We start from the raw sequence: 23,872 nt of genomic DNA, 5'->3' as shown, positions 1-23,872 counted from the left end.
GGCTGTGTGGGCTGCGGCCGGAACAGGCTAGGCGGCCGGGCCGGAGCCAGTAGCGGGTGCCTTCGCGGGCTGCGTGAAAATCTTCGGGTCGTACAGTGCCATTACATCGTCGGGGGTGTCGATGTGCAGCTTCAATTGCTCCAATAAATTCAGCTTGAGCTGGCGGGCGGCGGCTTTGCGCAGCTTCTTTTCCTCCTTGCTGTCGCCCTGCACTTCGCCTTTGCGCTCACCCTGGGTATCGCGGGCGGCCTGGTAGTCGGCCTTGAATTGGGCGGCGCGGGTGGCCAGGGCGGTCCCGAGGTCGGCCTTATACGTGGTGGTGAGGGTGGCCACGCGGTCGAGCAGCGTGGGCAGGGTCAGGAGCGTGGCGCTACTGTACTCGGAGCGGCCCTTGGGCAGGAACTCGGCCAGGGCCTGGGGGTTGGGCTTCTGGCGGCCGAAGACGTAGGCCACGTCCACGAGCAGCTCTTTTTTGGCAAACTCCTTGAATTCGGTCCGCAGCTTTTCCACGGCGTCGGTGTTGCCGCCGCGCGCGCCCACGGTCACGTCCTGGTCGCCGAGGAGGGCGGCGTAGGCATCGTGGTGGGGTTGCAGGGCGGCTATCTGGGCCGTGTAGAGGCCGGTTTTGTTCTGGCCGGCCATCCGGGTGAGGGTGCCGGCCATGAGGTCGCGGAAGTTTTCGCGGGCCAGGTTTTTGGTAGCGAACGGGTTTTTGAGAAAGGGTAAGAACATGAGGTAGGAATTGGGTAAGTGGTTGGCCGGCAAGGTAGGAAAATTAGCCGGCCGGCTAAGCAATTGGCCCCAAAACTCGGCTTCCAAACGTTTGAAGTCGGGTTTTGGGGCCAATTGTTCCTTCCAAACGTTTGGAAGGGAGGATTGAGTGCTAATTGTGCCTTCCAAACGTTTGGAAGGGGAGTTTTGAGGCCAAATGTGCCTTTCAAACGTTTGGAAGCCGGGTTTTGGGGCTAATTGTTCCTTCCAGACGTTTGGAAGGGAGGTTTTGGGGCCAATTGTGCCTTACCAAACGTTTGGATGGCTCTCCTAAACGCCAAACCCGGCCTTCCCGCAAGTGGAATGGCCGGGTTTGGAAGGTAATAGCAAGCAACTACTTGGGAAGCTTTGCAAGCCAAGCTTGAACCTGTGCAGGATTGGCTCCAGAGTTTTTAAGGAAGTCCTCAAAAACAGTTTGAATCTGGGTCACTTTCACAGTCAATTCCTCATTCTGGCTTATCAGCTCATTAATTGCATAATAAAGCTGCGTATTCGTTGGGTTGATAGTCGCTCCCTTTGCTAGTAGTTCCTTAGCAAGAGAGCCGATTACAGGAGCATCGTGCTTTGCAGTTGCAAAAAAACCTTCAAAATCTTGGACGTGCTTTTTCATGTTATGGGTTTGGATTAAGATAGAAAAACTATAAATAATTTTTGCCGGTTCAATAAAAATATAAAGTTGTTTAATTCGGATAAGTACGTTCTGATTTTGTACGACTTATAATTCGTAACGTCTCCCCATGCCCACCCCCCTCCCCAAAAAACTCCTGGCCCGCCAGCACGAAATCACCGCCGATTTCCGGCGCGAAGTCGACCAGCACGTCGCCGACATCGTGGCCGGCCGGGCCACCGAGATGTGGGAAGTGCGCGACCTGGCCGCCCGGCTCTGCATCCACCCCACGCACCTGAGCAATACCCTCAAGCTCACCACCGGCCATTCGCCGTGCTTCTATTTCGAGGCCCGCATCATGGATGCGGCCCGTGCGCTGTTGCTGGAGCCGCGCCACACCGTGGCCGCCGTGGCCGCCACCCTCACCTTCGACCCCTCCAACTTCACCAAGTTCTTCAAGCGCTTTCAGGGCTGCACGCCCAAGCAGTACCGCGAGCAGGCCTGGGCCGCCCAACGGGCCGAAATTCCGGAAGCTGTCACCATTTAAACGGAACTACTCACCATAAACCCGGCGGCCGGGGCCGGACCTTTGCCTCATCATTCACCCCAACCAATTGAATCCGATGAGCACTTCCAAAATCGCCCTCGTCACCGGCGGCAGCCGTGGCCTGGGCAAAAACATGGCCCTCGCCCTCGCCCAAAAAGGCATCAGCGTCATCCTCACCTACCACAGCCAGCAGGCCGAAGCCGCCGGCGTGGTGGCCGAAATCCAGGCCCTGGGCCAGCAAGCCGCCGCTTTGCAGCTCGATGCATCTAACGTGGCCGGCTTCGATGCCTTCTTCGCCCAGGTCAAAACCACGCTGCACGACACCTTTCAGGCCGAGCAGTTCCATTTCCTGATAAACAACGCCGGCACCGGCCTGCACGCCGCCTTCGCCGACACCACCGAGGCCCAGTTCGATGCCGTGCTGAACATTCACCTCAAAGGCCCCTTCTTCCTCACCCAAAAGGCCCTGCCGCTGCTGGCCGATGGCGGGCGCATCATCAACATCTCGTCGGGGCTGGCCCGGTTTGCGCTGCCCGGCTCGTCGGCCTACGCCGCCATGAAGGGGGCCATCGAAGTCCTGACCCGCTACCAGGCCAAGGAGCTGGGCGCGCGCGGCATCGCCGCCAACGTGGTGGCCCCCGGCGCCATCGAAACCGATTTCGGCGGCGGGGCCGTGCGCGACAACGCTCAGCTCAACGCCTTCGTGGCCTCCCAAACTGCCCTCGGCCGCACCGGCCAGCCCGACGACATCGGCGGTGTGGTGGCCTTCCTCTGCACCGAGGAAGCCCGCTGGGTGAATGCCCAGCGCCTGGAAGCCTCGGGCGGCATGTTCGTGTAGGGAGCGTAACCGGGCCGGTCCGACCGCCCTAGGCGGTCCGACCGGTTGCCGTTGTTTACCCGAACGTGCTTACAACAACCGGTCGGACCGCCTAGGGCGGTCGGACCGGGGCAATGTCACAAAAAAAGCCTTCCCGCTGCGTAGCGGGAAGGCTTTTTGGTTTCTGAGAAGGTTTTAAAACCGGGCTATTTGCCGCCCGCCCGCCGCATCCGGTAGGAATCGACCTGCTGGCGCAGCACGGCCAGCAGGGAGCCGTAGCGCTGGCGGGCCTCCTGGGTGCTTTCCAGTTGTTGAATGCGGGAGCTGATTAGCTCCGAGAAGTCTTCAACGGAATACGAACGTTTCGGCGCGGATGACACGGGCAGAACAACAAAAGGGTGCGGGCAATATAGCGGAGGCGCTACGGCATATACGTAGCGCCTCAAACATAAGACTTAAAACCGAAACAATGGCCGGGCCGGGTTCCAGATGCCCCACGGAATCATGAGCAGCACCAGCAGCAGCGCCACGCCGAAGTAGAGCAGGGCCTTGCGGTGCTTCTGGGTGCTGTCGGCTGTTTTCTTGACGGCGATGCGGCCCACCTGCGCCACAATGGCGGCCAGAATCATCACCACGACGTGCTCCATGCCGAAGAAGCGGGTGGTGGGGTCGTGCATGGCCCCGGCCTGCTTCATGGCCTTCAGGCCGTAGGGGCTGAGGCCGAAATACAGGCCCAGGCCGATGATGACCTGCAACCACATAAAGCCCGAGAAAGCGGCGCTCATGCCGTTGTCGGCACTCACGAAGGGGCGGCGGCCGGAGTAGCCCACGTAGGCGCGGTACACGGCAATGAGGCCGAAAACGAGCACGAACCAGCGGGACCAGGAGTGCAGAACGAGAAGCGTTTGGTACATAAAAAGGGGAAGAAGTAAGTAAGGGAAATCAGTTGCAAAAGCGGCTTAGGCAGTAGCCAGGGCCACTTTTTTCTTGTCGCGGTGTACCACGAACATCACCACGAACAGCGACACATACGGCAGGGCACACCCAATGCCAAACCACCGCCAGAACGAGCGGCCGTGGCTATACGCCATAAACGCCGTCATGATGGGCATGAAAAACAGCGGCGTCAGAATAACAATAAGGGCCTCAATCATCGAATTAACACGGGATAACTATCGCCACAAAGGTACGGCCGCTGGCCGGCCGGTCAATCCGTGCGCGGGCCGTGAAGCTGGCCAGTGCGGTTAGCGTTGCGTTGGCCAGCGGTGCGGCGGCTGCTGTTGCTTGGCGGTTTTTTCTTCCCGGTACTTGTCGCGCATGGCCATAAACAGCGCGATAAATACCGAAACGAACGGCAGCAGCAGCCCAATGCCAAACCACCGCCAGAACGAGCGGCCATAGTTGTAAGCAATGTAGCCGGTGATGGGCGCGAAGACGAGCAGCGAAACCCCTAAAATGAGTAGCAGGCGAAGAAAAAACACGGGAATGTTTGGGGATGGAATGGGGTATTTGTTTATTCAGAACGTCATGCTGAGCGCCGCGAAGCATGACCGTGCTTTTTCGTTCTAGTTGAGTAGCTCTACCGCACCTTGCCGCGCTTTACCAGGTAGGCGTACAGCACTTTCTCGAACGGCTCGCGCACGTCCACGGGCACGAAATCGATGCGCAGCTGGCCGCAGCGCTGGGCCAGCTCCTGCTCGTAGGCCGTCATGGCGGCCTGGTATTGCTCCTTTACTTGGGAGGGCTGGAGCTTGATTTCGAGGCCGGTTTCCATGTCTTCGAAAATATAGGGCCGTTCGGCAAAGTCGAAACTGGCCTCCGTGGCGCGGTCGAGAACGTGGAACAGCAGCACTTCGTGGTGCTGGTGTTTGAGGTGCTGGAGGGCGGCCAGGGCGGCTTCCTGCTCATCGGCACCGCGTCCCAACATGTCGCTGAACAGGATGACGAGCGAGCGTTTCGGAATCTGCTGCGCGATGGCGTGGATTGTGCCGGCCACGTCGGTGCCCCGGGCCGTTTTGGGCGCGGGCGGGCGCTCCAGTAACTGTTGCAGGGCCAGCAGCAGCGTGTGGCGGTGGGTGCTGGTGGAGCGCACCGGCGTTTGCAGCTCAATGGTATCGGCGAAGGTGACGAGGCCCACGGCATCGCGCTGCCGGGTGAGCAGCGTGGTGAGCGCGGCGGCGGCCAGAATACTGAACTTCAGCTTGTCGAACCCCGGCGCGGGGTAGTACATGCTGGGGCTCACGTCGAGCAGAATGTGCGCCCGCAGGTTGGTTTCCTCCTCGTAGCGCTTCACAAACAGCTTGTCGGTGCGGGCAAAAACCTTCCAGTCGATGTGCCGCGTGCTCTCGCCGGGATTATACAGCCGGTGCTCCGAAAACTCCACTGAGAACCCATGGTAGGGCGATTGATGCAGCCCGGTAATAAACCCATCCACCAGCTGGCGGGCCAGAAACTCAAGGTTCTCGAAGGAGCGAATGGCGGCGAGGTCGAGGGGCATGGGGCGGTGGTGGGACGGAAGGGGGCTTTCGGGGCTATAAAGAAACGTCATGCAGAGCGCAGCGAAGCATCTTGCGTGGGGTAGTAATCCAATCGTAGTAATTAGTTGAAGCACGCGAGATGCTTCGCTGTGCTCTGCATGACGTTCTTCTTTATCGTTCCTGCCTTTAACACCGCCACCCCGCCCACCGTTTATCTTTACCACAACTTTCGTAAGTTAGTCCTTTCAACCAACCGACCGTTTCTATTTCCCACCCATACCCCCAACCCAACGCCGTGGACGACCGTCACGACCAGGAAGAAATTTATTCCCAACGCATTAAAGCCGGCAAGCGCACGTACTTCTTCGACGTGAAAGCCACCCGCGGCCAGGATTACTACCTGACCATCACCGAGAGCAAGCGCCGCCAGAACGGCGACGATTCCGTCTCGTACGAAAAGCACAAGATTTTCCTCTATAAGGAAGATTTCCTCAAGTTCGTGGATGCCTTGCAGGATGCCGTGGACTACGTGCGCGAGGAGCTGCTGAGCCCCGAGGAAGTGGCCGAGCTCGACCGTCCCCGCGAATATGACGACCGCGACCAGCCCCGCCGCGAGGTGGAGCGCCCCGCCTTCGACCCCAACCGCAGCGACGACAGCTTCTAGGGCTTTGCCCGTCATGCAGAGCGTAGCGAAGCATCTTTACCGCAATAGTAACTGATTGCGTTGTGCGGTAAAGATGCTTCGCTACGCTCTGCATGACAAGAACCCCAAAACGGCGCAATCAGACTTTCGTTTGGTTGCGCCGTTTTGCGTGGCATCAGGCCGTACCTTTGCGGCCGAATTGTGCCAACGCATAATTCTCAATTCATAACTCATAATTCCAAAAAATGGGCCTCCGCTGCGGTATCGTCGGCTTGCCGAACGTCGGTAAATCCACCCTTTTCAACGCGCTTTCGAACGCCAAGGCCGAATCGGCCAACTACCCGTTCTGCACCATCGAGCCCAACGTGGGCGTTATCACCGTGCCCGATGAGCGCCTCCAGATTCTGGAAGCCCTCGTGAACCCGAAGCGCGTGCTGCCCACCATCATCGAGTTTGTCGACATTGCCGGCCTCGTGAAGGGGGCCAGCAAGGGCGAAGGGCTGGGCAATAAATTCCTGGCCAACATCCGCGAAGTGGACGCCATCATTCACGTCGTGCGCTGCTTCGACGACCCCAACATCGTACACGTTGCCGGCGGCGTCGACCCCGTGTTCGACAAAGACGTTATCGACACCGAACTGCAGCTTAAAGACCTGGAAAGCGTCGATAAGAAATTGGTGAAATCGGAGCGCAGCGCCAAAGCCGGCGACGCCGTAGCCAAGAAGGAAGTGGTAGCCCTGCAGAAATTCAAAGCCGCCCTCGAAGCCGGCGAGAATGCCCGCGCCGTAGCCGCCACCGCCGACGACCTCGAAGCCATTGCCGACCTGCAACTGCTCACCGTAAAGCCCGTGATTTACGTGGCCAACGTGGACGAGGCCAGCATTGCCAGCAACGGCAACCACCACGTTACCGCCCTGCGCGAGCACGTAAAGGCCGAAGGTGCCCAGGTCGTACTGGTGTCGGCCGCCATCGAGGAGCAGATTGCCGACATGGAAGACCCCGAGGAAAAAGAAATGTTCTTGGGCGAGTACGGCCTCACGGAGTCGGGCCTGAATAAGCTCATTCGCGCCTCATACGAGCTGCTGAACCTGATTACCTACTTCACCGCCGGCGTGCAGGAAGTGCGCGCCTGGACCATTCACCGCGGCGACAAAGCACCCGCCGCAGCCGGGGTTATCCACTCCGATTTTGAGAAAGGCTTCATCCGCGCCGAGGTTATCAAGTTGCCGGATTATCAGGAGTACAAGACGGAAGTAAAAATCAAAGAAGCCGGCAAAATGGCTGTGGAAGGCAAAGAATACGTGGTGCAGGATGGCGACATCATGCACTTCCGCTTCAACGTCTGACCACGGATTCGCTCGGATTTTTCCGGATTTAGCTTCGCTGTCCTTCGGTTCACGGATTTTGTGGGCGCTGAATGTTACCAAAAAAGGCTTGCCAACTGGCAAGCCTTTTTGTTTTTCTGATGGACCGTGTCGGACTTCGTATGAAGGATAATAATCGTCCACAAAATCCGTGAACCGAAGGACAGCGAAGCTAAATCCGAAAAATCCGAGCGAATCCGTGGTCTATTTGCCCACCACTTTATACAGCATGCCCTTCGGTAGCTTGTCAGTGGTTTTCATGCCATTGACGATGGCTAACTCTTCGTAGCGCTTCGAGGGAACACCGGCCGATGCCAGGGCCGAGGCCAGCGTCTGGGTGCCGGTGGCGGTGCGGATGTGGATGTGCTCGGGCTGGCGGTTGAGCTTGCTGGCCTCGGTGAGGCGGGCGTAGCCCTGGGCGGCCTGCTGAAACTGCGGCGCGTAGGCGCTGAACGAAGCCGGCGCGGCCAAGCCCACGAAGGCGTAGATGCTCTTGCCGTCCTGAATGAGCTGGGCCAGGACGTGGGCGGGCGTGCTGCTTTGGTCGGTGGCCTGCTGGTCGCCTTCAAATACGAGGGCGGGGAAGCCGTTGATGGTGGTCTTGCTGGCGTTGGCCGAGGCCAGGCCGATGGACTTGGCAAGGCTCTGGCCGGCCTCATCCAGCGAAGAGCCGCCGACTCCCAGGAATACTAACAGGGCTTTGCCGTTGGGCTCGGCCATCTCGAATTTGTCGGGGGAGTTCTGCGATTTCCAGCCCGAGGGAATGGGGAAGCGGAACTTCAAATCGGGGTGGTAGAACACGCCGCTTTCCACGAAGCCCTGGCGCGGGTCTTCGCCAAAAGTCAGGCCCTCGATGGAACGCAGGTACGCGTCGCGGTTCACGGCGAAGGTGGTGCGGCCGGCGCTCTGCTTGGCCTGAGCCGCCAGCTGCTTCACGCGGGTGTAGCGGTCGGCCGAATTGGGGTGGGTGCTCAGGAAAGTAGGCACGCTGCTGCCGCTTTGGGCTTCGGTGCGCTCCAGCGTCTGGAAAAAATCGGCCATGTGGCTGGCGTCGTAGCCGATTTTGGTGGAGTATTTCACGCCAAGGCCGTCGGCCTCGTTCTCATCATTGCGGCTGTACTTCAGCATGCCCAGACCCACCACCTGCTGCGCCACGCCGCCGACGGACTCCATTACGCGCGGGGCCAGCACCGAGCCCAGCAGCATGCCAATGCCGGCAATGGTGCTGCGTGTTTGCTGCTTTTTGCCGTGCTGGGCGGTGATGTGGCCCAGCTCGTGGCCGAGCACACCGGAGAACTGGGCTTCGTCATTGAAGTACGCCATGATGCCGCGCGTGAAATAGACGTGGCCGTCGGGCGTGGCGAAGGCGTTGATGATGGGCGAGTCCACGACCGTGAAGCCGTAGTCGCCGGGGCGGTCGGAGACGGCCGCCATGGCCTTGCCCCGGGCCGTGATGAGCTGTTGCAGCTTGGCGTTGTTATACAGGCCAAACTGGGCGATAACGGCCGGGTCGGGCTTGGCCCCTTGCAGCGGGCGGGCGGCAGGAGCGGCCACGGCGGAAGCAGTGGCCGGCCGGCGGGCCGCCCAATCGGTGATGCTGGACGAGCTGGCCAACGGCAGCAGCAGCGACAGCAGCGTGCCGGTGCGCAAAGAAGGAAGAAGCGAAAGATTCATGGGAATAAATAAAGCGGAATTTACCGGTGAAGGGCAACGGATGGGCTTGCAACGGCGGCAAGGCAAATGCGGTTACGCCGCGCTACGGTTGGGCCTGAGGGGAGCGGCGGCTAGCTTTGCAGCAGAGCCGGCCGCGCCAAGCTCCGCCGGGGTTATGCCATTTCCCTGCCAGTTTGCCGCCAACCCAGTCACATTCACCCAAAACACACGCAATACCCAGCAACATTGCGGCTGATTTTGCCTGGTTGTATTTCAAATTTCGTGATGACGCTTCCCCGTTCGTGGCCTGTGTGGCTGCCCGCAGCTTTTTTGTTTCTGGCGTGCAGCCGCCAGCCCACGGCCAGCAGTGCCAGCCGGTTTGCCCCCGCGCCGCCGGTCGTCGACGGCCGGGCGACGGAGTGGACCGACTCGCTGCACTACGACCCTTCCAGCAAGCTGCAATATCAGGTATTGAACGACGGCCGCGCGGTGTACCTGCGCATCAAAGCCGCCGACCCCACTACTCAGGCCAAAATCGTGCGGCTGGGCCTCACCGTCTGGCTCGATACCACGGGCCGCAACCAGCACCAGTTTGGGGTGCGTTTCCCATTGGGCGGCCCCCTGGCCGGGCGCGGTGGGGCCGCAGGCGGCGACCAGCAGCCCGATAATGCGGCCGACTCGCCCGCCGACCGCCAGGCCTCCCGGCACGAGCGCATGGCCCGGGTGCTTGCCAATATGCGTGAGATGGAGCTCCTCAACTACAAAGGCAACAAGGAACCCACCCTCACCGATGCCCAGTCGCAGCTCGGTGTGAAAGCCGCCTTGGCCGTGGATGCGCAGGAAGACCTGATTTATGAGCTAGCGGTGCCTTTGCGCCTGCTCTACCGCAAGCTGCCCGCGCTGGCCGGCGGCCGGCCGGCCGTTGTGGGCATCACCATTGCCGGCAACAAGTGGAACCCGTCCGTGGCCAGTCCCGGTGGCAGCGTAATGAATAGCGGCCAGGACGGCATAGGAATGCGCGGCGGGATGCCCGGCGGCGGGGGCGGAATGCGCGGCGGGGGCATGCGGGGCGGTGGCGGCGGAATGCGCGGCGGCCAGGGTGGCGGTGCCTACGCCGGCGAGAGCATTTCCCTGAAAACCAGTGTGCAGCTCAGCGGCAAGTAGCGCCCTGCGCCGGGTGGCTACTGCCGGCTGTTCATGTCCACGGCTTTGTAGCCGATGAGCAGGTCGGCGCGGGTTCCGGGCGGGCGGTAGTACACCAGCAGGTCGTACTGGTTTTCGGTTTCGTAGTGCGTGCCCTCGAAGTAAACTTCGTTGGGAGCCTTGCCGGTGGCCCCGGCCACGGCAAAATCGTAGTTGTAGTAGCCTTGCTTGAGCAGGGCGTGGCCGGTGTAAAGCTGCTGCGCTTCATCGTAAGCCAGCTTGAACTCGTCCTTCAGCTGCCAGTCCGTGAGGGCTCCGAACACGTAGACCGGGCCGGGCGCGGGCTGCGGGGTCTTTAGCTGGAACTGCACGTCGGCGTAGTCAGCATTGGTGTCTCCGCGGCCGTATTCGCGGCTCTCGAACACGCGCTGGCCGTTGGAATCCACGTATTGGTTGTAGGCCGTTTGGCTGCGCGACACCTCGGGCTGCAGCTGCACCGTGGTGGCGGGCGTGGCGCGCGGGTCCACGTGCAGCACGCCAATGCCCACCGTCTGGATGGAGCGAGTATCGAAGTACCGGTACTCGCTCAGGCCGGGAAAGGCATTCTCGAAGTTGAAATACTGGTAATCGAGGCGGCGCTCGGCGTCGCGCACGAAGGTGGGGTGCAGGTTGTACTTGGCGTTGTCCCAGCGGAAATTCTGGCGTAGCACCACCTTCACCTCCACGGCGGGGTTCACCAAATCCACGGTGCCGTAGCCCACGCTGAAATCGAGCTGCTGCATGGTGAACCGCTCCTGCCCGCCAATGACGATACCCGGGGCCAGGCCCACATTCACCTGATTCTCGTACACCAGCAGCCGGCGCGATACCACGGGGACGCCGCCCGTGCTTTGCACCACCAGCAGGTAGTTGCCGCTCAGTTTCACCTGCGGGGCGCGCAGCCGGTAGTGATAATATGGCACCTTGGTGCCCGTGCCCACCCGGTAATCGGTGATGAGAAACTCGTTGATTTCGCTCAGAAACTGCATATCCGTCAGTACCGAGGGCTGCCAGTCCACGTCGCAATGAATGAGCTTGGCGGTGTAGCGCTGGCTCTGCTGGCCCAGCACATCAAACTCCAGCAGGATGCTCGGGCTCTGGCCCAGCGGCACCACTGGCGGCTGCAATACCTCGTTGGGCTGGCCGGTGTTCACGTAGCACTGTACGCTGCGCACGTCGGGCGCGTAGGTGTAGTCCTGGTAGCGCAGGGTGCGGTCGGCGTAGTATTCGGGCGGCTTCTGGGTGCCGGGCGTGGTACTGGTGATGGGCGTACCGAGCGGCACGCAGGCGGTAGCGAGTAGGAGGAGGGAGGCTAGGGGAAGGAGGCGCATGGGGCGAAAGTTACGGCCGGAGTACGCTTGTTTGCCTTACCTTACCTTGCTGGCGGGCAGCCGTTCGTTTTGATGCGCTACCCGCTATTACCTTGCGTACCGGAATAGGTAGCTGTTATTAGCGGAGCTGGAGAGCGTATCTAAATAGCCTATAATCGAAATGAAAAAAGTATTCGGATATGTAAAAAATTATTTTACAATTTGGTGGATTCCGGTTACAGTTAATTTGCTTGTAATTGGAGTGTTTCTGCTTGGGACTCTTTTTGAGCGGGATTGGATTATTGATTTTTCACTACTGATTCTTTTGGTAAATGTTTTTGGAACAATTATCTCAAGTATTGTTCAAGTTGTTCAGCGGAGATGGTATTTTGTGTTTCCCCAACTAGGCTTTGCTGCATTGGTTTTTTATTCTGCCCCTATCATTTTCACTTACTCTCCGCCAGACTATTACGGAGCACGTAAAGAAATTCCAAAGGATGTGAGATTTTCAAGTCCACTTGATTCAATGCCTACGCGAAAAGATTATGAAAAAACAATTTTATTTTGACAAACTATTCTCAGCGGGGGATTTATAAATACTATGCTGATTACCGTCCAACTGAAACAGGGTATTTGTATATTAAGGCATTTGAAATAAATTCAAACGACCAACTTTCAGGAGAACGAATGAAAGAAAAATCAAAAGTTGTCATTGATAAAATTGAGCCCCGAATATTCGAAGGGGAGTTTACGATTTATGAAGGTTCATGGGGAGATAAATACGGTAGTAGAATTGAATTGTGGTTCCAGCCTTCGGGTGGAAAGCGAGCGTATAAAATCACAGAAAGGAACTACATCATAGAAGGGTGGATGAGATAAAAATAGCCATAGTAATACCTATGTAACAATTCCCGCAGGACACAGCGAATAGTAAAACCATTGCCCATAAAAAAAGCCTCTCCCGAAGCAATTGCTTCCGGAGAGGCTTTCGGTTTTAAGCGCGGGGTGAATTACACTTCGGCCAGCATTTCCCACCGGTCATTCAGCTGGGCTAATTCCTTTTTCACCTGCTCGAATTTCACCGTAGTGTCTTTTAGTAGGGCAGTGTTCTGATAAATTTTAGGGTCGGCCAATTCCTTTTCGTAGCCAGCTAATTCCTTTTCCAGCGTATCGATTTTAGCTTCTACTTCGGCCAGCTCTTTAAGGGCCTTTTTCTGGTCGGGTGAGGAGGTTTTGGCCGGGGCGGCATCGGCTTTTTTCTCCTCTTTAGGCTGGGGCTTGGGGGCCGAGGGGCTGGGCAGGCCGGCTTTTTTGGCGGCTTTCTCGCGGTCCTCCATCCAGGTTTCGTACTCGGCGTAGGTGCCGGGGTACTCTTTCAGCTGGAAATCCTCGATGTACCAGATTTTAGTGGCCACGTTCTCCACGAAGAACCGGTCGTGACTGATGACGATGAACGTGCCTTGGTACTGCTCCAGCGCCTGAATCAGGATGTTTACCGACACCATATCCAAGTGGTTGGTCGGTTCGTCAAGCAGCAGGAAGTTGGCTTCCGAAATCAAGGTTTTGGCCAGGGCCACGCGACTTTTTTCGCCGCCGCTGAGGACTTTGATTTTCTTGAAAACCTCCTCACCCGTGAACAGGAACGAGCCCAGTACTGAGCGCAATTCCATGTCGTTGCGCTTCGAGCCGGCCTCGCTCATCTCCTGCAATATCTCGTTATCCAGCGTCAGCGACTCCAGTTGGTGCTGGGCGTAGAACGACATAATCACGTTGTGGCCCAGCTGGTGCTTGCCGTTGGTGGGCGCTTCGGTGCCCGCCACGAGGCGCATCAGCGTCGATTTGCCCTTGCCGTTGGCCCCGATTAGCGCGATTTTGTCGCCCCGCTCGATGTGTACGTTCGTGTCGCGGAAAATCAGCTTCTGGTCATACTTCTTCGTGACGTGCTCCATGCGCAGGATGTGGCGGCCGGGCTCGACTTTGAAGGTGAACTTCATGTTGATTTTGGCCGCGTCCTGGGCCACATCGTCAATGCGTTCCATCTTGTCCAAGGCCTTCACACGACTCTGGGCCTGCTTGGCCTTGCTGGCCTTGGCCTTGAAGCGCTCGATGAATTTCTCGGCCTGCCGAATCTGGGCCTGCTGGTTCTCAAAAGCGCCTTTCTGGATGAGGTTGCGCTCCACCTTTTCCTCCAGGTAATAGCTGTAGTTGCCGGCGTAGGGCACCAGCTTGCCGCCGATTACTTCCACCGTAGTATTGGTGGTACGGTCGAGGAAAGCCCGGTCGTGGCTCACGATGATGACGGCACCTTCGTAGTCGGCCAGGTAATTCTCAATCCACTTGATACTTGGCAAGTCCAGGTGGTTGGTTGGTTCGTCCAGCAGCAGCAGGGAAGGCTGCTGAAGCAGGATTTTGGCAAGCATCACGCGCATCCGCCAGCCGCCCGAGAAGCTTTTCAGCGGCTTGGATAGCTCTTCGGTCGAGAAGCCCAGACCTTCCAGTATTTCCTCGGCGCGGGCCTGCATGGTGTAGCCGCCCAGCGCTTCAAACCGCTCCTGCATGGTGGCCAGCTTGTCAATCAAGTCATCCGAATAATCGGTTTCGAAGAGCACCAGAATGTCGTCGATTTTCTTCTGCAATTCCAGCGCTTCTTCAAAAGCCTGCATGGCGACGTGCAGAATGCTTTCGTGCGTGTCGTAGCTCAGCAAATCCTGGTTCAGGAAGCCCAGGCTCACCTCCTTACTCATCGAAATCGTGCCGCCGTCGGCCTTATACTCGCCCACCAGCAGGCGCAGCAGGGTAGACTTACCGGTACCGTTGAGGCCGATAAGGCCGATTTTATCCTTGGGTTTGATGTGCAGGCTGGCGTTGTCGTACAGCGCACGGGAACCGAAGTGGAAGTCGAGGTCGGAGATTGAAATCATGGGGTCGCGGGGTATTCGGGCACAAAGGTACGGCCGATGGCCGGGCCGTCGACTAAAAAACCGTGTTACCTGATTGTGCAACCGCTGAACGGGACCGGAAAGTGAAGAACTGAACCGTGCGTTTTGGGCATCAGCGCGGGCTGCCCACCTATTTGGTCGAACCTTTCGGCAGCGGGGCCTGGTCCTGGGCTTCGCTCAGCTTCTGGGCGATTTTCTGGGGCACGCCCACGTTGTTGAACAGGCCGCTTATCACGCCCTGCCGCCAGAGCGCGAACACTGAAAAGCGCGGCTCGCGGGTGCTTTTCATTTCGCCGGTCACCAGCTCGCCGCGCTTGCGCGGGTTCTGGTCCCGAATCACGATGACATTGACGGCTTTGGAGATGATGTTCTTAAGGAGCTTTTTCTTCACTTCCTCGTCCTTGTATCCGAGCAGTTTCAGCTGTAAATCAGTGTATTCGGTTCGCATAGTGCCGGTGGAGCCCTGGCGGTCTACCTGCATATCGAATCGGATGCGCTGCACATTGCCGCTCTTGAATTCGACCAGCTTAGTGGGCACGGTCATGGAATTGAGCATGGCAAACGGGCCGGGGCCGAACGCGCCCCATATGCGGTGCCGGCCCTTCGGGTCGAGCAAATACATGGACACCTGAGCATCGAGCCGGCACTGATTCTGGAGGTAAGTGCTGGCCTTGCCGGTGAGGGGCCGGGTGGCGGTCTGGTGCCGGCGGTCGTTGCTCAGGTTGTAGAACGTGCCGTTGAAGCGGTTGATGTTCATGGTGCCGGCGAGGGGCGTGAGCGGGCTGCGGTAGGTGGTGTAGATGTTGCCATTCACGAGGTCGAGCCGGGGCACATCGACGATTACGGGGAGGTTGAGCATTTCCTCGGGCGAGATTTTGGAGCGGTTCGGGTTGATGGGACCCCGGCCGTCAGAGGCGATGGTAACGACGGGACTTTGCACGGTGACGCGCTTCAGGCGGAAATCGCCGTGGTCGACCAGGCCCTTGAAAGCGAGCCCGGTCAGGTTCAGGGCCTTCACTTTGATGGTGACGGCCGGGGCCTGGTAGCCCTTGTGCAGGTTCATGCCGATGGGCGAAAACTGGGGATGAAGCAGCATGTCGTTGAATACCAACTGCTGGGCATTGGTATCGAGATGCACATGCGCGCTGCTGGCCTGGTAAAAGGGTGGGTCGAAAGGCGCGGAAAGGCGGCCCGTATTCAGCAGCCAGGCGCGGGCGTAGGCAATGCGACCGGGGTCGGCATTGGCCGCCGAGTCGATGCGGATGGCGGTACCCGTCGCGTTCAGGTCGCGCACTTGGGGTGCGTGGCGCCAGCGGCCAAAGCGCACGTCGGCGTGGTTCACGCGCACCACAGCCACATCGGAGCGCCGCAGTTGCTTCGACAGTAGCTTCCAGAAGGGTGGGGGCGGCTGCACGGGCGGCGTAAAGTCGAGGTCGGGCCGGTCCAGCACCAGGCTTTGGGCCTTGAGGTGCTTTTGTTGCAGCGCCTTGGCATCGAGCCCGGTCAGTGCCAAGCCAGGCAACGTGAGGTCGACGCGCACGCCACCAGGCTTGCCCTGCCCCGGCGCGGGCGGCCGAATCCGTACCGAGCGCACCGAAAACGTGCCCGCCGAAGTCGACAAATGCAGGCTGCCCAGCGCTAGCGCGTGCGCCGCCACGGTGGCTTGGCTGCGGCCCAGAGCCACTTCCCAGGCTTTGGCGAAAAAAACCTGTTGCGCATCGGGCGCATTTACCGAATCGAAATGAAGGGCCGTGCCCGCCACTGCCAGGCCGTGGATGGTGGGGTCAGAAGCCGCGCCGGTTAGGTGTAAGTAGCCGCCCTGCACGGCCAGGTGCGCCAAATCCAGGCTTTTCAAATAATCAGTTGCCGACTTCGATTTTCCTGCCGAATGATTGGCCTGCAAAATGGCGGTGAACTGTGGTTGTTGAATCAGCAGCGAATCGGCCCGGAACCGGTGCTGATGCTGCAACGCCGCCGCCCGCAGCCCGGTGAGGCGCAGGCGCGGCAAAAATAAATCGACGCGGGGCTGGCCGGCGCTGGTAGTGCCCAGCGGCTGCACCCGCCCGGAATCGAGCTGGATTAGTTGGTCGGCAGTCGAAACGGTCAGCCCGGCCACGGCCAGCCGGTGGCCAGCTGCCTGCCCCTGCGCATGTTGCAGCCGCAAATTCCAGCCAATGGCGTAGTCCAGGCGCTGCGAATCGGCCGCGCCGGCTGAGCTGATGAGCAGGTTTTGCGCACTCAAATCGGCGCGGCGGAACCGGGTCGTGGGCGCGGCCTGCGCCCCGCCGGGCTGGTAGCTGGCCCGGGTGTGCAGCAGGCCAAAGTAACCAATGTTCAGGCCTTTGAGATTGAGCGGCAGTTGCTCGTGCAGCGGCTTGCCAGCGTTTCGGGTGGGTTTTTGGGCCAAAGCCAGCACATCAAGCCGGGCCGAATCCAGCACCACGCTATCGATGGGAACCACGCCTTTGCGCAGCAGCGCCAACAGGCCAATGCCCGTGACATCAAGCTGCGCCACATCGAGCCGGACGCGGGGCAGCGTATCGGCTACGGTGGCGGCGGGGCGCAGGCGCAGGCCGCTGAGGCGCACGGCGCGCTGCCACAGGCTGGTGTGCAGCGCGCCCACTTGCAGGCGATATTGGCCGTGGGTTTGGGTGCTCACCTGCTGCTCCAGCTTGCGGCGCAGCCATGGGTCGAGCAGCCGTTGGGCCACCAGGGTGAGCCCCAGCAGCAGCCCCACCACGCCCAGCAGCCACCACACCCAACGGCGGGGCCGGGACGTGGGAACTTCCGGCGCGGGGGAAGCGGAAAGCGGCGAAAGGGCGGTGGGTTGTTCTAATTCAGACACGGTTTCAGGCGGAAAGCGGATAACGCAAATAGGCCTGGTCAGGGTTGTGCCCTGGCTGGCCAAGTCGATGAAAAGGCGCAGTTTCCCGACCGGCCGGCTGGTTAAAAATACCAGTCGCGCTACCGTCGCTTCGGCCGGATTCATTACTTTTAGGCTATGCCTACCCCATCTTCTGCCGATGCCCTGAGCGCGGCCCTGCTGGCTTCCTTTCGCCACACCTTTCAGCAATACAAAACCCTGGCCGACCGCGCCCTGGCCCAGCTCCGCGATGCCGAGTGGCTTCAACGGCCTGCGCCCGGCAGCAACAGCGCCGCCGTCATTGTGCAGCACATGGTGGGCAACCTGCGTTCCCGGTTCACCGATTTTCTGACCACCGACGGCGAAAAGCCCACCCGCCAGCGCGACCAGGAATTTGAGGAGCCCCGGGCCGTGGCCGGCATCCCGGCGCTGCGGCAGGAGTGGGAGGCCGCGTGGAGCATTCTGCTCGATTTGCTGGGTGAGCTGCAACCTGCCGATATGCTGCGCACCGTCACCATCCGGGGCGAGGCGCACACGGTACTGGAGGCCGTGCAGCGTCAGGTGGCCCATTATGCTTCGCACGTAGGGCAGCTGGTGCAGCTGGCCAAAATCATTCGGGGCGATGATTTTCAGTCCCTGAGCATCCCGCGCGGGCAGAGCCAGCAGTTCAATCAAACCATGCAAAACCGTAAATAAGCCCGCCCGTGCATCTACTTGGCCGCACTCCCGTAAGCAGCATACCGACGACTCAGCCCGATTTTCTGGCCGGCTGCCCCGCCGAAAACACCGATTGGCCCCCGCCCCACATGCTTGCCATCACCACCCTGCTCAGCCCGCCCCACGCGGCCCGCATCAACCGCATCATCAAGCGGCTGGAGAAAAAATTCGGCCTCGACGATGTGCAGGCCACCCCCGACCCGCACCTCACCTACCAGCTGGCCGGCGTGCAGAAGCTTTCCGTCCTGAAGGAAGTGCTGGCCGACGTGGCCGCCACCACCGAGCCTTTTCCGGCCTTCACCACCGGGCTGGGCGTGTTTCCGGGCGAGCGGCCGGTCATCTACATCCCGGTGCTGCGCTCCGATGCCCTCAATGCCCTGCACCACCGCATCATCGAGGCCACCGCGCCGCTGTGCCTGCGCACCGATAAATTCAGCGGCCCCGATTGCTGGCTGCCGCACATCTCCCTGGCCCTGCACGACACCACGCCCGACCTGCTGGGTCCGGTCCTGAGCTTCCTCAACGAGGAAACCTACAACCTGAAAATTGAGATAAACAACCTCGCCATCCTGCGCCAGCAGGGCGACTTATTTCTTCAGGAAGAAACGTTTGAACTGGGAGCGGAGCAGGCGGTATCTAAGGAAAAGTAGGAGCTAAACAGGGGCTTGTAATTAAGATTACTAAGAACGCCATCTGAGCACAGCCGAAGCATCTCGCGTGCCGAAGTAATCAAAATCGTTTCAACGATTGATTCACTACCACACGCGAGATGCTTGGGCTGCACTCAGCATGACGTTCTCTATTTAGCCCTGACTCACTTTGCCCCTACACCGACGGCGGAATCTGCGTGCCGCTATCCAAGCTCTGCCACAGGTACTTGCAGGCCAGCGAACGGTAGGGCCGCCAGGGCTCGGCAATAATAATCATGCGTTTTTGCAGGGCGCGGCCGGTTTCGGCCAGGCCGTAGTGCTTGCGCATGGCGTTCTGCACGCCCAAGTCGCCTTCGGCAAACACATCGGGCTGGTCGAGGGCGAACATTTGCAGCATCTGGGCCGTCCAGCGGCCCACGCCTTTGATGGCGGTGAGGTGCAGGGTGAAGGCCTCTTCCGATAGGCTGGTGAGGTGTTCGTAGTCGAGCAGGCCGCGCTCGTTGTACTCGGCAATGGCTTTGAGGTAGCTGGCCTTCTGGCGCGAGAGGCCGGCAGCGCGTAGCTCGTCCTCGCTCAGGGCCAGCACTTCGCGGGGCTCGGGGTAGCCCTCGGGCGGAAACAGCGCCTGGAAGCGCTTCCAGATGGCCGCCGCTGCTTTGGTCGAAATCTGCTGGCTCACGATGGCGCGCAGCAGGGCCAGATACAGGTCTTCGTGGGGGCGCGGGTGGATGTCGCGCCCGGCGGCGATGAGAGCCCCCAGAGTTGGGTCGGCGGCCGAAAGATGTTCGATGGCGGCTTGATTGAGCATTTAGCGGGGCGTAAATGGTGGGGGGGCGGGCTTACCCTGGCAGGTCGGCGGGGTCAACGGGAATCAGCATAATATCGAGCATGTTGCCGGTGGGAGAGAGGCGCACGCCCGTGAGGTTGCGCCCGTACACCGCCCCCGTGTCGAGGTACAAGGTATTGGTGGCGCGGTCGAATACCGGCTCGCCGGCTTCGGTGGGCGTGTGGCCCACTACTTGCCGCTGCGGCAACTGCCGCAACGGCCCGCGCCGCCACAAGATGCCGTCGGGGTTGTCGCGGTTCATGGCCTCGGCCAGCGGGATGTCGGCCCGGCCGGCGTGGCTCACCAGCACATGGTCGTTCTGCCACAGCAGTGGGCGCTGTTCGAGCCAGGGCAGGTGCCGGGCCAGCAGCTTGGGCTTGCCTTTATACTGGTCGGTGGTGCTGCGCCCGCCCCAACTCAGCCAGCCGGGGTAGGGGCCGTGGGGGCCGAAGTGGTGCAGCATGGCATCCTCGTGGTTGCCCATCAGGAAGGTAGTCGTGTCCGGGTATTGCTTACTCAGTTGGCGGGCCAACTCCACGGTTTCGGGAATGTGGGCACCCCGGTCCACCAAATCGCCCACCTGAATGAGGTGGTCGGCGGCCGGGTTCCAGCGTTCCAGCAGCTTGCTGAACGTGTGAAAGCACCCATGCACATCGCCAATGAGGAATAGATTCATGGTTGATGTAGGTAGTCAGGAACCAGTAGTACGTTTGCAATTTTTTTGGAGATAATAAATACCAGTTCTGTGAATGCTAATTACTTATGGCTAAATGAATAGCCCGGTTTGGCGGTCCGCAGCTTGGATTATTTAGCGTTGCCTCGGGGGCAAAATAAAGTAGCACAAACCCTGACCCTGAAACCGCTCCAAAAGAACGTGGAATAAGTGGTTTTGGGTCCTGCCAACCCAAGTTCGACCCAACTGATGCAGGCCCATATACCTGCCGCGCCCCGGCCACCCGGTGCAAAGAAGTGCGCGCCCGGGCCAGCCACAAGTCCCGCAAACTCGTAATTAATAAATATAAAAATTTATATATAATTAATACTTTTAATCGGGTATTATTTTCTGGTTTTGCCATGCCTGCGCGCCCCGTTCTTCGTCCCATCCGGGAGCTTTCCGACAGTAGCCGGTTGGCGGGCTTGCTGCTTATTCTGGCCACGCTTGTTTCGCTGCTCCTCAGCAACAGCAGCCAGGGGCCGCGCTACCTGTCGTTGTGGGAGTTGCGCATTGGCCCCGGCTGGCTGGAAAAGTCGGTGGGACATTGGATAAACGACGGCCTGATGGCCATATTCTTTCTGCTGGTAGGGCTCGAAATTAAGCGCGAAGTGCTGCACGGCGAACTATCGGAACCGCGCCAGGCCCTGCTGCCCGCGCTGGCTGCCGGGGGCGGGGTAGCCGTGCCGGCCCTCATTCACCTGGCCCTGAATCACGGCACGCCCGGGGTGCTGGGCTGGGCCATTCCCACCACCACCGACATTGCTTTTTCGTTGGGCATCCTGGCTTTGCTGGGCAGGAATGTGCCGCCCAGTCTGCGCATTTTTCTCACCGCCCTGGCCATTATCGACGACCTGTTAGCGGTGCTCATCATTGCGCTGTTTTATTCGGACGTCCTGTATTTACCCTGGTTGGCCGGTGCGGCAGGCATTTTTGCGGTGCTGCTGCTGCTCAATAAATTCAACGTGCAGCGGCTGGCTCCCTACTTGGTGCTGGGTGTGGGGCTGTGGTTTTGCGTGCTGAAATCGGGCTTTCATGCGACGGCCGCGGGGGTGCTGCTGGCCATCACCATCCCGCTGCCGCGCGTCGAAGGCATTGAGCACGCCTTGCAGCGCCCCGTCAACTACATTTTGCTGCCGCTGTTTGCCCTCTGCAACACCGCCATTGTGCTGACTGGCGGCCTGGGGCCGGTGCTCAGCTCGCCCGTAGCCCTGGGCATTGGGCTGGGACTGCTGCTGGGCAAGCCGCTGGGGATTTTGGGCGTGGTGGCGCTGCTGGTGCGTCTGGGCGTGGCGCAGCTGCCCGCGCAGGTCAACTGGCACCACATGGTCGGGCTGGGGTTCACGGCGGGCATCGGCTTCACCATGGCCATCTTTATCGCCACCCTGGCTTTCCCCGATGCGCAGGATGCCGACCTGGCCAAGCTGGCCGTGCTGCTCGGCTCGGCCGCCGCCGCCCTGGTAGGAACCGCAATTCTGTGGTTTTCCCGCAATGTGGAAGCAGCAGCGACCACCGAGGCAGCAGCCGAACCCAAACCCCAAGCCGGCTAAGCCGGCTGCTGCGCTACCAGCTGCAACGCCGCTTCCACGCGGGCCAGGCCGGCATCGTCCACGTCCAGGTGCGTCACAAACCGAATCCACTGCGGCCCGAAGCTGCTGGCCCGGATGCCCTGCGCTTCCAGCGCGGCCAGGAAATCGGCGGCGGGCTGCGTGTCGTGCAGGCGGAAAATGACGAGGTTGGTTTCCGGGTTCAGCACCTCGGCCACGTAGGGGTGCAGGCGCAGGGTGGCGGCCAGCTGGGCGGCGCGACGGTGGTCGTCGGCCAGCCGGTCCACGTTGTTTTCGAGCGCATATAGGCCGGCGGCGGCCAGGTAGCCGGCCTGCCGCCACCCGCCGCCCATCACCTTGCGAATGCGCTTGCACTTCTGAATAAACGCCTTCGAGCCCAGCAGTACCGAGCCCACCGGCGCGCCCAGCCCTTTGCTCAAACACACCGAAATCGAGTCGAACAACTGCCCGTAATCCTCGCTGCGCTGCCCGGTGGCCACCAGCGCATTAAAGATGCGCGCGCCGTCCAGGTGCCGCGCCAGGCCGTGCCGCTTGGCCACTTCGCTAATGGCCGCCATGTCGTCCCAACTGTAGCAGCTGCCGCCGCCCCGGTTGTGCGTGTTTTCCAGGCACACGAGGCGGGTGGTGGGATAATGCACGTTTTCGGGCCGGATGGCGGCTTCCACCTGCGCGGCCGTGAGGCGGCCCCGGTCGCCGGCCAGCAGCGCCACCGACGCGCCCGAATGGAAAGCAATGCCGCCCACTTCCCACAGGTAAACGTGGGCCGTCTGCTCGCAAATCACCTCGCTCAGCGGCTCGGTGTGGGCTTTGATGGCAATCTGGTTGGTCATCGTGCCCGACGGACAGAACAGGCCGGCCTCCAGCCCGAAGCGGGCGGCGGCGGCTTCTTCGAGGCGGCGCACGGTGGGGTCCTCTTCGTACACGTCGTCGCCCACGGGGGCGGCCCACATGGCGGCCAGCATCGCGGGCGTAGGGCGGGTCACGGTATCGGAACGAAGGTCGATAAGAGGCAGAGGCGAGGTTTCGGCAGCCATAATGGAAAAATACGAACGCAAGGAAAAGGAAATGCCAGGCCGCAACCACGCGGCAGCAGCGGCAAAAGTAGCGCCCGAAACTGCCTTGCCGCTTGCCTGCCGAATACGCAGTAATTCAGCAAAATGCCTTGTGGGCTTGCACTTTCAAAATGAAAGCCCTACTTTTGCCCTCCGTTTCGTAAGCCCCTAGACTTTAACCAATCCGGCACCATGTCCGTTACCCGCCTCAAGCGCAAGCACCGCAAGAACATTGCCCGCGCCAACAATAAGAAGAGCATTATCAAGGAGTTGCTCCGTACGCCCGTCCTGAAAAACGTGGACCTGGAAGAGCTGAAGTCGCGTTTCACCACCCCCGGTGCCGCTGCTCCTGCTGCCAAAGCTCCCGCCGCCAAGGCTGCTAAAACCAACGAAACGGCCGACAACGCCGCCGCTTTCGATGCCGCCGATGCCGTGACCAAGCCGGTGAACGCCGACGGTCAGGAAGGCGAGCACCCCAAGCCTGAGATTGCACTGTAAGTAGATTTCCACTGGCCATTAATTTGGGGCCGAAGCAATTCGGCCGGTTTCAGAGGCCAGCCCAAAAATGCGACAAGCCCCGTTTCCTGTTCTGCAGGTCGCGGGGCTTGTTGGCTTTGCTGAAAGCCAGCACAATGGCGGGCGGCAATGCCGGACCGGGCCTCAGCTGCCGCGCTTGCCCAACTCCACGGCCTGCAAGTCCACTACCTTGCCGGCCTCAATGCCGAAGCGCAGCAGCGTGCGTATCTGGTGGAAGCCGTGCCGGCCGGCCGCGCCAGGGTTCAGGTGCAGCAGGTGCCGTCGCGGGTCGGGCATCACCCGCAAAATGTGCGAATGCCCGGTGATGAACAGCCCCGGCCGTACGCTGTCGAGCAAGGGCCGGGCAGCGGGCGCATAGTGCCCCGGGTAGCCGCCAATGTGGGTAATTAAGACCCGCAGGCCCTCAACTTCAAAGTCTTGGACCAGGGGTTGGGTGCGGCGTACGTCCGTGCCGTCAATATTGCCGTACACGCCCCGAAAGCGCGGCGCCAACGCCTGTAATTCGTCCACCACGCGGGCATCGCCAAAATCGCCGGCGTGCCATATTTCGTCGCAGCCGCGCAGATGATGCGCAATTCGCTCGTCGAGGTAGCCGTGGGTGTCGGAGAGCAGGCCAATGTGCGTCATGCCGCAAAGA

The 23,872-nt window shown here is 60.3% G+C and carries 26 protein-coding genes; 11 read left to right on the top strand and 15 right to left on the bottom strand.

The genetic code is table 11. The annotated features are described in order from the left end of the window. Nucleotides 1-27: 27 nt before the first annotated feature. Complete coding sequence (locus tag ACVWYF_RS04005) at nucleotides 28-732, bottom strand: hypothetical protein (protein ID WP_457064854.1); 705 nt, start codon at nucleotides 730-732, stop codon at nucleotides 28-30. 373 nt (nucleotides 733-1,105) lie between these two features. After that, nucleotides 1,106-1,381 carry a hypothetical protein gene (locus ACVWYF_RS04000; protein WP_457064852.1) on the bottom strand — a complete coding sequence of 92 codons (276 nt, stop codon included), beginning with the start codon at nucleotides 1,379-1,381 and terminating at the stop codon, nucleotides 1,106-1,108. A 127-nt stretch (nucleotides 1,382-1,508) separates the two neighbouring features. Here ACVWYF_RS04000 and ACVWYF_RS03995 point away from each other — a divergent pair, with 127 nt between their 5' ends. Both ACVWYF_RS03995 and ACVWYF_RS03990 read left to right on the top strand, forming a co-directional pair. Then, entirely contained in the window at nucleotides 1,509-1,925 is a 417-nt protein-coding gene (locus ACVWYF_RS03995; RefSeq protein ID WP_457064850.1) for a helix-turn-helix transcriptional regulator, read from the top strand. 76 nt (nucleotides 1,926-2,001) lie between these two features. Beyond that, nucleotides 2,002-2,763, top strand: a complete 762-nt coding sequence (locus ACVWYF_RS03990; RefSeq protein ID WP_457064848.1) for an SDR family oxidoreductase — start codon at nucleotides 2,002-2,004, stop codon at nucleotides 2,761-2,763. A gap of 185 nt (nucleotides 2,764-2,948) precedes the next feature. On the opposite strand, the gene ACVWYF_RS03985 is transcribed toward ACVWYF_RS03990, so the two are convergent. The 5 genes from ACVWYF_RS03985 to ACVWYF_RS03965 all read right to left on the bottom strand — a co-directional run bounded on the left by ACVWYF_RS03985 (nucleotide 2,949) and on the right by ACVWYF_RS03965 (nucleotide 5,239). Continuing rightward, complete coding sequence (locus tag ACVWYF_RS03985) at nucleotides 2,949-3,122, bottom strand: hypothetical protein (protein ID WP_457064846.1); 174 nt, start codon at nucleotides 3,120-3,122, stop codon at nucleotides 2,949-2,951. A 75-nt stretch (nucleotides 3,123-3,197) separates the two neighbouring features. Further along, nucleotides 3,198-3,656: a hypothetical protein gene (locus tag ACVWYF_RS03980; protein ID WP_457064844.1), complete on the bottom strand. Its 459-nt coding sequence runs from the start codon at nucleotides 3,654-3,656 to the stop codon at nucleotides 3,198-3,200. A 45-nt stretch (nucleotides 3,657-3,701) separates the two neighbouring features. Continuing rightward, nucleotides 3,702-3,896: a hypothetical protein gene (locus tag ACVWYF_RS03975; protein WP_457064842.1), complete on the bottom strand. Its 195-nt coding sequence runs from the start codon at nucleotides 3,894-3,896 to the stop codon at nucleotides 3,702-3,704. A gap of 90 nt (nucleotides 3,897-3,986) precedes the next feature. Then, nucleotides 3,987-4,223 (bottom strand): hypothetical protein, encoded by a 237-nt coding sequence (locus ACVWYF_RS03970; protein WP_457064840.1) that lies wholly within the window; start codon nucleotides 4,221-4,223, stop codon nucleotides 3,987-3,989. Nucleotides 4,224-4,321: 98 nt separating this feature from the next. Further along, on the bottom strand, nucleotides 4,322-5,239 hold the full coding sequence (locus ACVWYF_RS03965; RefSeq protein ID WP_457064838.1) for a DUF58 domain-containing protein: 918 nt from the start codon (nucleotides 5,237-5,239) through the stop codon (nucleotides 4,322-4,324). 275 nt (nucleotides 5,240-5,514) lie between these two features. Between ACVWYF_RS03965 and ACVWYF_RS03960 the strand changes: the two genes are divergently transcribed. Further along, a complete protein-coding gene (locus tag ACVWYF_RS03960) occupies nucleotides 5,515-5,883 on the top strand; it encodes a DUF3276 family protein (protein WP_216680562.1) in 369 nt (122 codons plus the stop codon). A 224-nt stretch (nucleotides 5,884-6,107) separates the two neighbouring features. After that, complete coding sequence (ychF, locus tag ACVWYF_RS03955; protein WP_457064836.1) at nucleotides 6,108-7,208, top strand: redox-regulated ATPase YchF; 1,101 nt, start codon at nucleotides 6,108-6,110, stop codon at nucleotides 7,206-7,208. Nucleotides 7,209-7,430: 222 nt separating this feature from the next. Here the strand turns inward: ychF and ACVWYF_RS03950 are convergent, their stop codons facing one another. Next, nucleotides 7,431-8,900: a M48 family metalloprotease gene (locus ACVWYF_RS03950; protein WP_457064834.1), complete on the bottom strand. Its 1,470-nt coding sequence runs from the start codon at nucleotides 8,898-8,900 to the stop codon at nucleotides 7,431-7,433. Between the two features lie 264 nt (nucleotides 8,901-9,164). Between ACVWYF_RS03950 and ACVWYF_RS03945 the strand changes: the two genes are divergently transcribed. Beyond that, a complete protein-coding gene (locus ACVWYF_RS03945; protein WP_457064832.1) occupies nucleotides 9,165-10,043 on the top strand; it encodes a hypothetical protein in 879 nt (292 codons plus the stop codon). Between the two features lie 17 nt (nucleotides 10,044-10,060). Here the strand turns inward: ACVWYF_RS03945 and ACVWYF_RS03940 are convergent, their stop codons facing one another. Next, nucleotides 10,061-11,392: a type IX secretion system plug protein gene (locus tag ACVWYF_RS03940; RefSeq protein WP_457064830.1), complete on the bottom strand. Its 1,332-nt coding sequence runs from the start codon at nucleotides 11,390-11,392 to the stop codon at nucleotides 10,061-10,063. A 160-nt stretch (nucleotides 11,393-11,552) separates the two neighbouring features. Between ACVWYF_RS03940 and ACVWYF_RS03935 the strand changes: the two genes are divergently transcribed. Together ACVWYF_RS03935 and ACVWYF_RS03930 are read left to right on the top strand one after the other, a co-directional pair. Then, on the top strand, nucleotides 11,553-11,939 hold the full coding sequence (locus ACVWYF_RS03935) for a hypothetical protein (RefSeq protein ID WP_457064828.1): 387 nt from the start codon (nucleotides 11,553-11,555) through the stop codon (nucleotides 11,937-11,939). Next, on the top strand, nucleotides 11,936-12,250 hold the full coding sequence (locus ACVWYF_RS03930; protein ID WP_457064826.1) for a hypothetical protein: 315 nt from the start codon (nucleotides 11,936-11,938) through the stop codon (nucleotides 12,248-12,250). The genes ACVWYF_RS03935 and ACVWYF_RS03930 overlap by 4 nt, the downstream gene beginning before the upstream one ends. Nucleotides 12,251-12,381: 131 nt before the next feature. Here ACVWYF_RS03930 and ACVWYF_RS03925 read toward each other — a convergent pair whose 3' ends face one another. Beyond that, a complete protein-coding gene (locus ACVWYF_RS03925) occupies nucleotides 12,382-14,292 on the bottom strand; it encodes an ABC-F family ATP-binding cassette domain-containing protein (protein WP_457064824.1) in 1,911 nt (636 codons plus the stop codon). A gap of 148 nt (nucleotides 14,293-14,440) precedes the next feature. Next, nucleotides 14,441-17,155, bottom strand: coding sequence for a hypothetical protein (locus ACVWYF_RS03920; RefSeq protein WP_457064822.1), 2,715 nt, complete (start codon nucleotides 17,153-17,155; stop codon nucleotides 14,441-14,443). Nucleotides 17,156-17,311: 156 nt separating this feature from the next. Here ACVWYF_RS03920 and ACVWYF_RS03915 point away from each other — a divergent pair, with 156 nt between their 5' ends. Continuing rightward, nucleotides 17,312-17,869 (top strand): DUF1572 family protein, encoded by a 558-nt coding sequence (locus tag ACVWYF_RS03915; RefSeq protein WP_457064820.1) that lies wholly within the window; start codon nucleotides 17,312-17,314, stop codon nucleotides 17,867-17,869. Between the two features lie 8 nt (nucleotides 17,870-17,877). Beyond that, a complete protein-coding gene (locus ACVWYF_RS03910) occupies nucleotides 17,878-18,540 on the top strand; it encodes a 2'-5' RNA ligase family protein (RefSeq protein WP_457064818.1) in 663 nt (220 codons plus the stop codon). Nucleotides 18,541-18,715: 175 nt separating this feature from the next. On the opposite strand, the gene ACVWYF_RS03905 is transcribed toward ACVWYF_RS03910, so the two are convergent. Both ACVWYF_RS03905 and ACVWYF_RS03900 read right to left on the bottom strand, forming a co-directional pair. Continuing rightward, nucleotides 18,716-19,348, bottom strand: coding sequence for a DNA-3-methyladenine glycosylase family protein (locus ACVWYF_RS03905; protein ID WP_457064816.1), 633 nt, complete (start codon nucleotides 19,346-19,348; stop codon nucleotides 18,716-18,718). Nucleotides 19,349-19,379: 31 nt separating this feature from the next. Then, nucleotides 19,380-20,042, bottom strand: a complete 663-nt coding sequence (locus ACVWYF_RS03900; protein ID WP_457064814.1) for a metallophosphoesterase family protein — start codon at nucleotides 20,040-20,042, stop codon at nucleotides 19,380-19,382. A 398-nt stretch (nucleotides 20,043-20,440) separates the two neighbouring features. Between ACVWYF_RS03900 and nhaA the strand changes: the two genes are divergently transcribed. Beyond that, complete coding sequence (gene nhaA, locus ACVWYF_RS03895) at nucleotides 20,441-21,628, top strand: Na+/H+ antiporter NhaA (protein ID WP_457064812.1); 1,188 nt, start codon at nucleotides 20,441-20,443, stop codon at nucleotides 21,626-21,628. Here the strand turns inward: nhaA and ACVWYF_RS03890 are convergent. Next, complete coding sequence (locus ACVWYF_RS03890; RefSeq protein ID WP_457064810.1) at nucleotides 21,625-22,680, bottom strand: threonine aldolase family protein; 1,056 nt, start codon at nucleotides 22,678-22,680, stop codon at nucleotides 21,625-21,627. The genes nhaA and ACVWYF_RS03890 overlap by 4 nt on opposite strands. A 210-nt stretch (nucleotides 22,681-22,890) precedes the next feature. Here ACVWYF_RS03890 and ACVWYF_RS03885 point away from each other — a divergent pair, with 210 nt between their 5' ends. Further along, complete coding sequence (locus ACVWYF_RS03885; RefSeq protein ID WP_457064808.1) at nucleotides 22,891-23,196, top strand: hypothetical protein; 306 nt, start codon at nucleotides 22,891-22,893, stop codon at nucleotides 23,194-23,196. Between the two features lie 162 nt (nucleotides 23,197-23,358). On the opposite strand, the gene ACVWYF_RS03880 is transcribed toward ACVWYF_RS03885, so the two are convergent. Beyond that, nucleotides 23,359-23,862 carry a metallophosphoesterase family protein gene (locus ACVWYF_RS03880; RefSeq protein WP_457064806.1) on the bottom strand — a complete coding sequence of 168 codons (504 nt, stop codon included), beginning with the start codon at nucleotides 23,860-23,862 and terminating at the stop codon, nucleotides 23,359-23,361. Nucleotides 23,863-23,872 lie beyond the last annotated feature (10 nt).

This window comes from Hymenobacter sp. UYAg731, from assembly GCF_054061335.1.
Note: the sequence above shows the minus strand (reverse complement) of the source record. Positions and strands in the feature narration are given on the sequence as shown.